The sequence below is a fragment of the Olivibacter jilunii genome (assembly GCF_900607235.1).
In the GTDB taxonomy this organism is placed as follows: Bacteria; Bacteroidota; Bacteroidia; order Sphingobacteriales; family Sphingobacteriaceae; genus Olivibacter; species Olivibacter oleidegradans.
The window spans coordinates 126468-139225 of the sequence record NZ_LR027854.1 but is presented as its reverse complement, the minus strand read 5'-3'; the positions used below and the strand labels follow the sequence as shown (position 1 = coordinate 139225).

Below are 12758 nucleotides of genomic sequence, written 5' to 3'. Positions count from 1 at the left end.
GTTATGATTTTTATATTCGTCAATACCCGTCAGTCAGACCTGAAACAACCGAAGCGAATTGCATCCCAATGCAGTGTTGCAATTGCATGCCAACTATTGTTTTACTATTTGTTCCTTCCGCACTTGTCTTATAGCCAAGTAATCCCAAAAGAAAAAGAAATGTGGCAATTGGCTGAAAGACAATCCAAATTAATGATCAAGGAGTTAGCGACTGTTCACCAATCAGATACCTCCTTGGTTTCTCCCCGGTCGCTGTCAGAAAAGGGGGATTTAATTGTGGTAAAGCGAAGCGATTGGACAAGCGGTTTTTTCCCGGGTGTGTTATGGTATCTTTACGAGTATACGGGTAACCAAGATTGGAAACGGGAAGCCCGTAGGCTTACGACTATGATAGAAGACGAACAATACAATGGCAGAACGCACGATATGGGCTTTAAAATCTATTGTAGCGTCGGTAATGGTTATCGCTTAACAGATGATCCGCATGATCGGGAAGTACTTATTCAAGCCGCAAAAACCTTGGCAACCCGTTTTAATCCAAAAGTGGGTTGTATACGCTCTTGGGATCATAACAACGATAAGTGGGATTTTCCTGTTATTATTGACAATATGCTCAACCTAGAGTTGCTGTTTGCAGCTACCAAGCTCACGGGCGATTCTTCTTTTTATAAAATTGCGGTCAGCCATGCAAATACAACCATGAAGAACCATTTTCGCGCCGACTATAGCACCTACCATGTTGTTGATTACAATCCTGAAACGGGTAATGTGCGAAAAAAGAATACCCATCAGGGATATCGCGATGAATCGACTTGGGCAAGAGGTCAGGCTTGGGCTTTGTATGGATATACAATGTGTTACCGCGAAACAAGAGATCGCCGTTATTTGAAACAAGCTGATCATATAGCTAAATGGCTTTTCAGCCAGCCTAATATGCCAAATGATTTGGTACCCTATTGGGACTTCAACGCTCCACAAATACCAAATGAATCCAGAGATGTGTCAGCCGCTGCAGTTATGGCTTCTGCATTATTGGAACTAAGTGGTTTTAGTAAGGAACGCAATGCATACCGAGAAAAAGCTACACGCCTTCTAAACAGTTTGATAGACCACTATACCACTAACATAGGTAGGAACCGCGGCTTTATTCTCATGCATAGCACGGGTTCTAAACCGGCAGGAATGGAGGTGGATAAGCCTTTAAGCTATGCCGATTACTATTTTTTGGAAGCGCTATTAAGAGCGAGAAAGCTAAAGTAATAACGCATCCAATTTGTTTTGGCCAGATCACAAAACAAGCTCATTGTTTCTAATATATTCCGTACTTTTACGCTAACCAAATAGTGTTAACCTAGTATTCAATCAATGAAATGTTTTTTTGCGAAGCCTTTGTTGGTAGTGATTAGTCTTTTAACAAGCTTCTATATTTTGGAGGCAAAAGATATCCGATTTTTACATCTCGACGTAACTGAAGGGTTATCTCAAGGAAGTGTATTTGCGATCGTACAAGACTACAAGGGTTTCATATGGATCGGTACACGAGATGGTTTGAATAAATATAATGCACGCAAATTTATTGTTTATAGAAACAATCCAAAAGATACTACTTCATTAGGTGATAATTTCATCCAGTCGATTGCAGAAGATAGCAAGAAACGATTGTGGATCGGTACAGGAAATGGCCTTAATCTGTACGATCGTGCACTTGATAATTTCAGAAGGATTCCCTTAGCTAATGTTGAAACAGCAAGTTCTCCAAGCGAACCCGCGGTCCATTTTATTATGGAAGATCACGACCATCAGGTGTGGGTGGGAACCAATCAAGGGCTCTACCGGATTAAGGAGGATACGCAAATTGTTGCGGAACTGGTTTTTAATAATATCTCTGTAGACATCGGTGACGAAAAAAGATATTTTAAGAATATTCGATCAATTTATGAAGATAGTGAACATAAACTATGGTTTTGTACTGATGAAGGTGTAGTTTCCACAAGCTATGTGCCCCCTTATAAGAAGCTTAGGATTAACCGCGCTTATCCAACTTATGCAAGGTTAACGGAAGCGCGTGACCAGCGTGCCGTAGCCATTTTGGAAATAAGTCCTCATGTTTTCTGGATTGCAACAAAAACCAACGGTATAGCTGTGCTGAATGAAAAAACAGGCGAGATTAGCTACCACAAACATATCGAAGGCGATCCATACAGTCTGCCTAGCAATGATATCCGATCTATTACCAAAGATCGGAAGGGAAGACTGTGGATAGGAACATTTAATGGCTTAAGCTTATATGAACACGGACGGTTTAAGAGTTTTCACGCTAATGACAATGACGAGTACAGCTTAAGCAACAATTCTATCAGGCCGATATATCAGGATAAAAGGGGATCCATATGGATTGGAACTTACTTTGGTGGCCTGAATGTGATTGATAATGATATACCGGCTTTTAAAAATTTTGCCCATCAACCTCATAACAATAGCCTAAGTTATAATGTAGTAAGCTCTTTCGCCGAAGATGGTATGGGCAACCTAATAATCGGAACGGAAGGTGGCGGGATAAATTACTTAGATAATCGTCAACTTAAATTCAAACATGCTAAATACCAAGCAGGGGAAGCGGGAAGCCTGAGTCACAATAACGTGAAATCGCTATGTATTGATCGTGAAGGTAACTTATGGATTGGAACATACGATGGAGGCCTCAACTTAAAGCGGAAGGGTGCAACGAATTTTGAACATATTAAGCATAACCCAAACAATGATCGTTCACTTTCCAATGACAATATATATGCTTTAGCTGAAGATAGTAAAGGAGACTTATGGGTAGGGACTTACGGTGGCGGTTTAAACGTTAAGCGTAGAGGTGACCGAACGCTTTCTTTTGACAAATATAATCTAGAAAATAAAAAGCTCTCCTCTAACATGGTTCGATCCATTTATGAAGACTCACAGGGAAATCTATGGGTAGGAACACAAAACGGATTAAATCTAAAACGACGAGGCAGTGACTATTTTCAGACTTTTGTTTGCGATCCCAATAATCCTAAGTCTATTAGCGGAAACGACATCATCAGTATACACGAAGACGGCTTGCATCGCATTTGGGTAGGAACTTATATGAATGGACTGAATTTATACCATCCCAATGATAACAACTTTACGCACTTTAATGCAAATATGGGACTGCCCGGAAATAATATTTTCGGAATCTTGAGTGATGACCATCACAATTTATGGTTAAGCACCAATGCGGGCATATCTTGTTTTAATCCGAATACAGAGAGCGTTCGAAATTACAATACCATCGACGGATTAATTGGTGATGAATTTATTTACGGGGCGTATCATAAGCTGGCCAATGGTACCTTAGCTTTCGGAAGTTCGGCAGGGTTTACATTGTTCGATCCGGACAGTATCAGTATCAATTATTTTGAACCGCCTGTAGTTTTTACGGATTTACGCCTGTTTAATAAGAAAATAGTGCCGGAAAGCCAAAGTGTCATCGACAAAGATATTTCTTTATTGGATGAGTTGGTCCTTAATCACAAGCAATATGTCTTCAGCGTTGAATTTAGTGTTTTGAATTATATACATGCTGATAAAAATAAATATGCTTATTTGTTAAAAGGATTTGATAATGACTGGAACTTTGTAAATACACCCATTGCCACCTATACTAATTTAGATCCCGGGACTTACGAATTGATGGTTAAAGGAACCAATAATGATGGGATTTGGAGCAAACCAACAAGCCTTATAATTCATATTTTGCCGCCACCTTGGAAAACTTGGTGGGCCTATGGTCTATACCTATTACTCGTAAGTATAGTCGCCTATTTTGTAATCCAGTTCCTTAAAGGAAGAAATCAATTAAAACACGAATTACTACTGGAGCACCTCGCTTTGGAAAAACAGAAAGAGATACACGAGGCAAAGCTTAACTTTTTCACGAACATATCGCATGAATTTAGAACGCCGCTTTCTTTAATTGTAGGGCCTATTGAGCGTTTGCAGGAAGAAGATTTGCCAACAAATGCGAAGCCGCTTTTGCATAATGCTTATAAGAATGCAAATAGATTGCTGAATTTAGTAAATCAATTACTCGATTTTAGAAAGCAGGAGAGTGGCCATCTTGATTTACAGATACAGAAAACAAACCTTGTGCGGTTTGTGGAAGAAATTGTAAGTAATTTTCTATTCCTTGCGGCAAAAAAAAATGTTCAGATTACTATTGAAAATAAAATAAATGATGGCGTCGATGTTTGGATAGATCATGAGCAGATGGAGAAGGTGCTCACCAATTTACTTTATAACGCCTTTAAGTTTACCGATAGTGAAGGGCGGATCAAGGTACAGATCGAAAAAAAAATAGAAACGCCGATATACCCATCCGGAAACTGTATTATCGAGGTTTGGGATACCGGTTGCGGTATTCCGGAAAAACATCTTCCTTATATATTTGCTCAATTTTATCAGTCGAAATCCTATGAGGATCAAACCCACACCGGTTCTGGAGTAGGTTTAGCATTGGCTCAGGGTTTGGTGAAAATGCATCATGGAAATCTTTCCGTGCGAAGTAATCTCGCAAAGGAGTTGAATGATTTTAACACGGTATTCCGAATTGAATTGCCGCTAGGGAAATCACACTTCAAAGCAACGCAATTATTAGCAAATGAAAACAAAATGGAGCTACACAAGGTGAACGATTTAAACGATGCGCTCTCTTGCGACGCAAAAGAGGAGGAAGTAGTTGATAACTCAACTAACCAGTCGGTCGTGCTGATTGTAGAAGATAATGTAGAATTGCGACGATTTATTGTGGGAAGCTTGCAGGATAAATTTAAAGTACTCGAAGCTGGAGATGGCTTGGAAGCTTGGCCGATTGTTGAATCAATACAGCCGGATATTGTGGTAACAGATGTAATGATGCCTACATGCGATGGAATCAGCTTACTTCGTAAGATCAAAGGAGAAAAAAATACGAATCATATTCCCGTCATCTTATTAACGGCGAGAACCGCAGACCCCTATATGATGGAGGCTTTCAAGGAAGGTGGAGATGATTACATTACGAAGCCTTTTAGCTTTAAATTGTTGGCGTGGAAAATTGCCAATATGTTGGAAAGCAGAAAACGACTTAAAGAGAAGTTTGTTCAGGAGTATTTATTGCAACCACATAAGACTGATGTTGTGGAAACAAATAGCTTTATGGACGATGTGATCACAATTGTAGAGGAGAATTTAAACGATGATAACTTCAGTGTGCACGCATTGGCAAGCGAAGTGGGAGTCAGCCGCACGGTGCTGTATCGTAAAATAAGGCAACTATCGGGCTTGAATTTAGTGGAATTTATTAAGGTTGTACGTCTTAAGAAAGCAGCACAGTTGCTTGAGACGAATAGCGGGTTAACTATTAGTGAGATCGCCTATAAAGTCGGATTTTCTGATCCGAAATATTTCAGTAAATCGTTTAAAGCTTTTTATCATAAATCGCCAAAAAGGTATATAGAAGACGTGATGGAACAAAAGAGCAAACTAAACATGATCTAAATGTAAGGTGTTCTATAAGCAAGTTATTAGACTTTCCCGAACACCTTACATCTTCATCTGATCAATTTAGTTATTTACTAACTTTAAAGCCCCTTCACTGTAACGTTGGCCCGTATTTGGATATTTATCCATGAGTTTCTGTATCTCGTCTAAATCAGACTGACTAAGATGAACGTCTACGGCTTTTGCATTCTCTTCCAAGTACTTTCTTTTTTTGGTGCCTGGAATAGGGATCATGTCTTTTCCTTGTGCAAGCACCCAAGCTAAAGCCAATTGAGCAGGTGTAATTTGCTTGTCGTTGGCCATTGCAGCAAATTCGGCTGCTAACGACTGATTATTGGCGAGGTTTTCACCGCTGTATCTAGGTAAGGTTTTTCTGAAATCGCTTTCGTCTAAACTGTTGACATCCAGTGTGTTGGTTACCAAGCCTCTGGCGAGCGGTGAATAGGGAATCAAACTGATATTCAGTGCGCGTGCTGTGTCTAAAATTTCACCTTCTACATCCCTGGTCAATAGCGAGTACTCACTCTGTAAAGCCGCGATCGGGTGTACAGCATGGGCTTTTTTCAAGGAACTTGCCGAAGCCTCGCTTAAGCCAAGGTAGCGTACCTTTCCTTCTTTCACCAATTCAGCCATGGCGCCGACGGTTTCCTCTACGGGAATGTTTGGATCGACACGATGCGCGTAATAGAGATCGATGGTATCGATCTTAAGCCTACGAAGACTATTTTCTACTGCTACTTTTAACCAAGCTGGAGAGCCGTCAAAATAGGTGCCCGAGGCGGCGCTAGGGCCTGCTTTACCATCTTTAAAGCGGAAACCAAACTTGGTAGCGATAAAAACTTTATCGCGATTTGGAACAAGCACCTTTGAAATAAGCTCTTCGTTTGCGCCGTTTCCATACATATCAGCTGTATCCCAGAAGTTGATACCTAAATCAAGCGCTTTATGTAAGGTTGCTATACTTTCGTTATCGTCGGTTGGGCCATAAGCAAAACTCATCCCCATGCAACCAAGTCCTATAGCAGATAATTGGGCTGTTGTGTTACTTAAATTTCTGTATTCCATATGTTATGTTTTTTTAACAAATTTAGGATGAATAAGATAGGCTGTCCTATACTAATCAAACGACTTATTATAAAATTCACACATGCACATACTGTTCTCTGAAAATGCCCGGTGTCATCCGCGTTTGTTTTCTGAAAAAGTTGTTGAAGTACGGTGGATAGGAAAAACCTAAACTATAGGCGATTTCCGAAATGGTCCAATCTGAATGAATGAGAAGTGCCTTTGCTTCTTTAACTAACCGTTCGGCAATATGCTGCGTGGTTGTTTTGCCGGTGATTTCTTTCACTGAACGATTTAAGTGATTTACATGCACCGAAAGAATGTTCGCGTAATCTTGTGCAGAGCGGAGCCCCAATGTCCTTTCTTGACTATCGATTGGAAACTGCCGTTCTAAAAGATCCAAAAATAAATCGCATACGCGTGAAGCGGAAGAATGTGGTAAGTAACTTCGTACAGGTTGCATTTTCATCGCTTCATGAATAATCAATTGGAGATAATTACGCAGCAGATCGTATTTATGCACGTAGTTAGTGGTAATCTCCTCCATCATCTTTTCGAAAAGCTCACTCACAGCCCGACATTGTGCCTCGTTTACAAAGAAAACGAAGTCGCCACCCACCTTAAACAGCGAGAGCTGATTTAAAAGAAAATGTGGGCTGTCAGTTTGTAAAAAAGACGCCGTAAAGAGGCAAAAATAACCTTCCTGTTTATCACTGATTGCTTCCCATGAATAGGGAACGGTAGGATTTGAAAACAGCAAGGCAGGGCGATCGATATCTACCCACTTATCTGCATAGTAAAGTCGTCCGGAACCAATGATTAGTGAGATTTTATAAAAGTCCCGCCGATTGTATGGTGTAGATCGAAAACAATTCTCCCGTGTAAATACATTAAAGTGGCCCAAACCATTGGCATTATTGGTTGAAAGGCCAAATGGATTAGCCCGTGGGTTTCTATTATAAAAGTCTTGTAAGCTCTCTGCTTTATTGATCATATTTGTTCTCCGTTCCTCATTACTAACGAAAATACGAAGATTATAGTCTTTTGTCAATTAGGCAATAACACGCCCAACCCATCTTTATGAAAGTCCTACAAAGCCTACGGCTTACAGCTAATTACCAGCTAGTTCCTTCTGCTCAATAGCTTTTCCAATCGAAGTTAGACTGGCTTGGTCCAGTTCACCCCAAAGCTGTACCCACTCGTTGCTTTCTTCCTTTCGAATTTCTGCTAGCTGCTTGTCTTTATCAAAACAGCTATAATAAGGTGCGCCATCACTTGTTTCCAGTTGATCCACGCGTAGTGTTTTTTCCGTTCCTTGAATATGAGCCTTTATATTAAAGGAGATGTCCGCTGTATCTGCCATAACAATCGTTTTCTATCCTATTTGAAAAACAGTTAATATATTATATTGTTTGTATATTAGTATAACCGTGCTGCGGATTTGAAAGACCAAACATGATATACTAATTTGCATGAACGTAATAATCCACGAAAAAAAGTGGCTCCATATAGGCCTATTCTTACTTATCGGTATATTGGGTTTAGGGGTGCTGAAGGCTTTGATACCGGCTGCCTTTCTAAAAAAAGTGACCGGGACGGTACAAGAAATACAGCAAAAGTATAGTGCTGAGGGAGATAAAAAGTTAATCCTAATTTCATTTAAACAACAACCACTGCTTAAACATAGCTATGTAAATAAAGACTATCTTCCAAGCCCGCAAGTGAGTGAAATTAAAGAGCAATCGCAACTGGTAACTTACATATCGAGGAATGGAGGGGATCGTTTTTATGGGCTTGAATTAACTGATGGTACGCTTATACAGTCGAAGCGATGGGATTTATTGTCAGCCTATTTAAATCATTCTTTCGTGATTTTTACGTTAATGGCAATTCCCATTGGACTTTACCTGATTTACGGAAAGAAATTATTACAGTATAAACGTGATTGGATAGGATTTGCTATCTATGCCCTTACGCTGGCCTTTGTTTGGGGAAAACTGCATATTTTCTTGATGATATTACTGGTAATTGGCTTAATTCAAATAGGAAAAAGACTTTCAAAGCAAAAGGATGAGCAGGTGACAAACGACATCGATCTACCTGCTCAAACCTAAATTAATTGTTTTGCCATGCCTTCCTTAAGAACCGTAGCCAATTGCCATGACATATCTTCACAATATCGTCGGCTGTATAGCCCCGGTCAGCCAGCTTTTCATTGAATGATTGTAGGTCGGCAATCGTCTCCAAATCATACGGGCATTGCTCTTTCCCAAAGGCACCATCCAAATCTGATCCAATACCGACGTGGTTGCAATTTCCGGCTATTTGACAAATGTGATCGAGATGATCTATCAATACGTCCAGATTGCACTGCATCTCTTTCGGTGTGGAAATGCCACGCTGCCAATTGGGAACCATCATCCAAGCATCTAAAGCGCCACCTATAACGGCCCCTCGTTCAATCAGCACTTTTATTTGTTCATCGCTAAATTGCCGATTGTGATTAACCAACGCTCGGCAATTATTATGGCTCGCCCAAACAGGTCCATTGAAATGATCCAATGCCTCCCAAAAGCTATCATCACAAAGGTGTGTTGCGTCCAATATGATGTTGAGCTTCTCCATTTCTTCCAATAATTTACGCCCTTCGGGTCCCATAAAGCCTGTTGCATCCGTCCCTTGGGCATAACGACCAGGTCCGTAATGTGCCGGGCCTACCGCACGAAGCCCACTTTGCCAAGCTAGGTGCAAATGCTCAGTGGTGATTAGAGAGTCCGCTCCCTCTAAACTTAAGATGTAGCCAATCACTTTCTTTTCGGATGGAGTGCCTTCATCCTTCCATAAAGTGACATGCGCTTCCAATGACGTTAAATTGTTTATTTGACGCATCTCACCTTTGGCCTCCATGGCCTTGTACCACGCCAATTGCCCTTGCGTTTGTGCCCAGGCCTGTTCAGGCGAATGCCATCCGGGTAATGGATTATCGGGTGCAACATATCGGGCAATTTGAGTGGCTACTACAAGGCCTATATGGCCTTTCCGCAATTCGGGTAAAGATACCACCGCCTTCCCGCGGTCGGGTTTATCAGTCAACCCTTCTTCTCGTTGGTTGATTTCCTTAACAGATTTGGTTAAATCTCGGTTCCATTCCAAGGCATTCATGCTCAAATCAAGATGGGCATCTATAATAAACATAGTATGTCTTTAAATTGTAAGTTTTCGTTTCCTGGCAATGATCTGCCACTCGCCGTTCCACTGATTATCTGTAACCGCAAATGCGGTATCGTATAAAGCAACTGTCGGACAAATGTGATACGGTATTCCGTACAGAACATCGCCAACTGTATAATCGCCGGTATCGGAAACTTCTATAACAAGATGTTCCTCACTATGCGATATAGCACGGGCCTCCGGCGCGTTTATAAAAAACACTCGTTTACCCAACTCATTTTCGGAAGCAATAGCTTTATGCCCTAAGTCTAAACAGAGCCTTTTATCATCTATAATTGAGATAACCCTACTAAGGACAAGGGCTGCTATTTGAAAGGGTTGCTCCGTGAAGAGATTTTGATAACCCTTATCCCAAAAGATAAAGGTTCCGGGACTACATTCTACGTCGTCTCGCTCGCTCGCAGCATGAATCGGAAAGGTTGGTGTCCCGCCTGCAACAATGATGAGACGCCGTTGGTAAAGCGCATTTAATTGTACAATAAGTTGCTCGATTTCCGTGAAGTAGCGATGGCATTGATTTTGACGTGCCTCTAGTGATGCTTCATGAATATGGCCATCATAACAGTGTAAACCTAAAAGTATTAAATTCGATAGCGATGAACATTGTTCGGCAAGAGCAGAAACTTTATCGGTTTTAATACCGGTACGGTTCATGCCTACATTGATGTCGAAATAAATATTTAGGTTGAAGCTTTCAGCAAAGGCCACCTGATTTAATTGGCTGGCAATATCAAATTGATCAACCAGGCAGGCGAAAGACGTATTGGGAAATCGCTTTACAAGCGCGATAAAGCGATTAATATTAGGTCCGACAGGTTGGTATGCCAGTAATACATCCTGAACGCCACAATCGCCTAACAGCTCTGCTTCCGCAATTGTGGCGCATTTGAATTTGTTGATACCTGCTAGTTGCAAAAGCTGTATGGCGTCAGCCGATTTGGATGTTTTGATATGCGGGCGAAGCTTGTCGACTGATTTAACCATCGACATCAGCAGCTGAATATTATTTTTTACAAGCTCCGGGAAAACAACAAGTGCAGGTGTCGATATATCTTCTACATTGCTAATTCTATATGTAGAGGCTATTTCAGTTTCCATATTATCAGATTAGTAGATTGGCCGATTCTTATTCTATTTCAAACAGTGCTTCTACTTCCACCGGAATATTGTCGGGTAAACTTCCCATACCGACGGCACTCCGTACGCCGATACCGTTTTCTTCGCCCCATACTTTTGCAAATAATTCACTGCAACCGTTAATAATATAAGGATGTTTCTCAAAATTACCGGTACAGTTTACCATGCCCAATACTTTAATAACACGTTTTACTTTATTAAGGCTTCCTAAGTTCGTTTTGATCGTCGAGAGCATCGTTAACCCTACCTGTCGCGCCGCCAGTTTACCGTCTTCCATATTGATGGTTTCCCCGATGCGGCCTATAATGAGACTTTTATCGTCTCGGACAGGGCCATGTCCCGAAAGATAAAGATACTTTCCATCAATTAAATAAGGCTTATATACACCTAAAGGTGCCGGTGCAGGAGGTAAACTTAACCCAAGTGCTTCAAAATTCTTATCAGCGTCTATAAATTCCATGTTTTTATTCTTTTGTTATTTAGTACGTCTATAAATGTAGGATATTGTTTCTATTTGGCAAAACCTTTCAAAGCGATATGCTCTAAGCCGTAAGCCATATGCCTCTTAAATAGCAAAATAAGAATAAAAATACGTGTCGCGTACGATTCCATATGAACTTTTTTCAAGTAAATGACAACTTCGTCATAAAAGCTTAGTGCTTACTGCCAGTTGCTTACCGCCAACATCAACTTGATTTTACCATAAATAAGTGTAAATTAGACGAGCTAAATTATCCTATAACACTTGAATATGGTATCTAGAAGAAAATTTATAAAGCAATCCGGCCTAGCCGTTGCTTCTGCTATGGTAAGTAGCCAGGTATTAGCCGCATGTGGTAACAAGCGTCCTCAGGAAGCGGAAATAGGCTTGCAATTATACACAATGCGTGATGAGCTTGCGAAAGACGCGAAGCAAACGATCATGAAAATAGCTAATATCGGTTATGGACATGTCGAAACTTTTTATGATTACGGTACAGAAAAAGGCTCCGGCAAATATTGGGGCTTAAGTACCGAAGAGCTAAAAAATGTGTTGGCAGACAATAATCTGCAGACCTATAGCGGGCACTATCAGCTGAATAATTTTCTAACAATGGGGAAGGGGCAAGAGGACGAGTTGAAAGCACAAGCAGATATTGCCGTTAAGCTTGGTCAACGTTATCTAATTGTTCCGGTACCACCCTTTAATCTTATCGATAAGTTAACGCTTGAAGACTTTAAATTTATGGCAGAACAGCTGAATAAAGGTGGTGAATATTGTAAAAGCTTGGGACTTAAAATTGGATACCATAATCATTTTTGGGAATTTAGAAGCTATGGACCAGACAAAAGAACAGGATATGACGTACTTGTTAGCGAAACGCAACCTGACTTGGTTGCTTTTGAATTGGATATGTTTTGGGCAATAAAGTCCGGCGCTCATCCAATAGAACTATTTGCCAAGTATCCTAAGCGTTTTGAAATGTGGCATGTAAAGGATATCGATAAATCAAAACCGGATGTTATTGTTGGCGAGGGAAAAGACTCACTCCCTTCAATGGATATCTTAAAGGACATCAAATTTGCAGAAGTTGGAACAGGAGCAGTAGATTACAAGGCGATCTTCAAAAAGTCGGAGGAAGCAGGTTTAAAACACTTCTTCGTTGAGCAGGATGGTATTTACATGGAGAACCATTTTGAAAGCATCCGATTGAGTTTTAATTATATTAAAGATAATTTGATTGGGAAATAGTTAAATAGTTGAGTGGTAGAGTAGTTGAGTCGTTAAGTGG

At 40.6% G+C, this 12758-nt stretch carries 10 protein-coding genes; 4 read left to right on the top strand and 6 right to left on the bottom strand.

Annotated elements, in window-relative coordinates; genetic code table 11:
* Positions 1 to 3: 3 nt before the first annotated feature.
* Entirely contained in the window at positions 4 to 1260 is a 1257-nt protein-coding gene (locus E0E36_RS20695) for a glycoside hydrolase family 88 protein (RefSeq protein WP_130857577.1), read from the top strand.
* Between the two features lie 105 nt (positions 1261 to 1365).
* Positions 1366 to 5550: a two-component regulator propeller domain-containing protein gene (locus E0E36_RS20690; protein WP_130857576.1), complete on the top strand. Its 4185-nt coding sequence runs from the start codon at positions 1366 to 1368 to the stop codon at positions 5548 to 5550.
* A 66-nt stretch (positions 5551 to 5616) separates the two neighbouring features.
* Here the strand turns inward: E0E36_RS20690 and E0E36_RS20685 are convergent, their stop codons facing one another.
* From E0E36_RS20685 to E0E36_RS20675, 3 genes are all read right to left on the bottom strand, one after another.
* A complete protein-coding gene (locus tag E0E36_RS20685) occupies positions 5617 to 6618 on the bottom strand; it encodes an aldo/keto reductase (protein ID WP_130857575.1) in 1002 nt (333 codons plus the stop codon).
* A gap of 76 nt (positions 6619 to 6694) precedes the next feature.
* A complete protein-coding gene (locus E0E36_RS20680; protein WP_013666140.1) occupies positions 6695 to 7612 on the bottom strand; it encodes a helix-turn-helix domain-containing protein in 918 nt (305 codons plus the stop codon).
* 117 nt (positions 7613 to 7729) lie between these two features.
* Positions 7730 to 7981, bottom strand: coding sequence for a hypothetical protein (locus E0E36_RS20675; protein WP_130857574.1), 252 nt, complete (start codon positions 7979 to 7981; stop codon positions 7730 to 7732).
* A 109-nt stretch (positions 7982 to 8090) separates the two neighbouring features.
* On the opposite strand from E0E36_RS20675, the gene E0E36_RS20670 reads away from it, so the two are divergent.
* On the top strand, positions 8091 to 8732 hold the full coding sequence (locus E0E36_RS20670) for a hypothetical protein (RefSeq protein ID WP_130857573.1): 642 nt from the start codon (positions 8091 to 8093) through the stop codon (positions 8730 to 8732).
* Position 8733: 1 nt separating this feature from the next.
* Here E0E36_RS20670 and E0E36_RS20665 read toward each other — a convergent pair whose 3' ends face one another.
* The 3 genes from E0E36_RS20665 to E0E36_RS20655 are packed head-to-tail and all read right to left on the bottom strand — an operon-like array spanning position 8734 to position 11446.
* Entirely contained in the window at positions 8734 to 9813 is a 1080-nt protein-coding gene (locus E0E36_RS20665) for a dipeptidase (protein WP_130857572.1), read from the bottom strand.
* Between the two features lie 9 nt (positions 9814 to 9822).
* Positions 9823 to 10947, bottom strand: coding sequence for a D-TA family PLP-dependent enzyme (locus E0E36_RS20660; RefSeq protein WP_130857571.1), 1125 nt, complete (start codon positions 10945 to 10947; stop codon positions 9823 to 9825).
* A gap of 28 nt (positions 10948 to 10975) precedes the next feature.
* The gene (locus tag E0E36_RS20655) at positions 10976 to 11446 is read right to left on the bottom strand and encodes a RidA family protein (protein ID WP_013666145.1); all 471 of its coding nucleotides are present in this window, start codon (positions 11444 to 11446) and stop codon (positions 10976 to 10978) included.
* A gap of 291 nt (positions 11447 to 11737) precedes the next feature.
* Between E0E36_RS20655 and E0E36_RS20650 the strand changes: the two genes are divergently transcribed.
* Complete coding sequence (locus E0E36_RS20650; protein WP_013666146.1) at positions 11738 to 12718, top strand: sugar phosphate isomerase/epimerase family protein; 981 nt, start codon at positions 11738 to 11740, stop codon at positions 12716 to 12718.
* Positions 12719 to 12758: the final 40 nt, after the last annotated feature.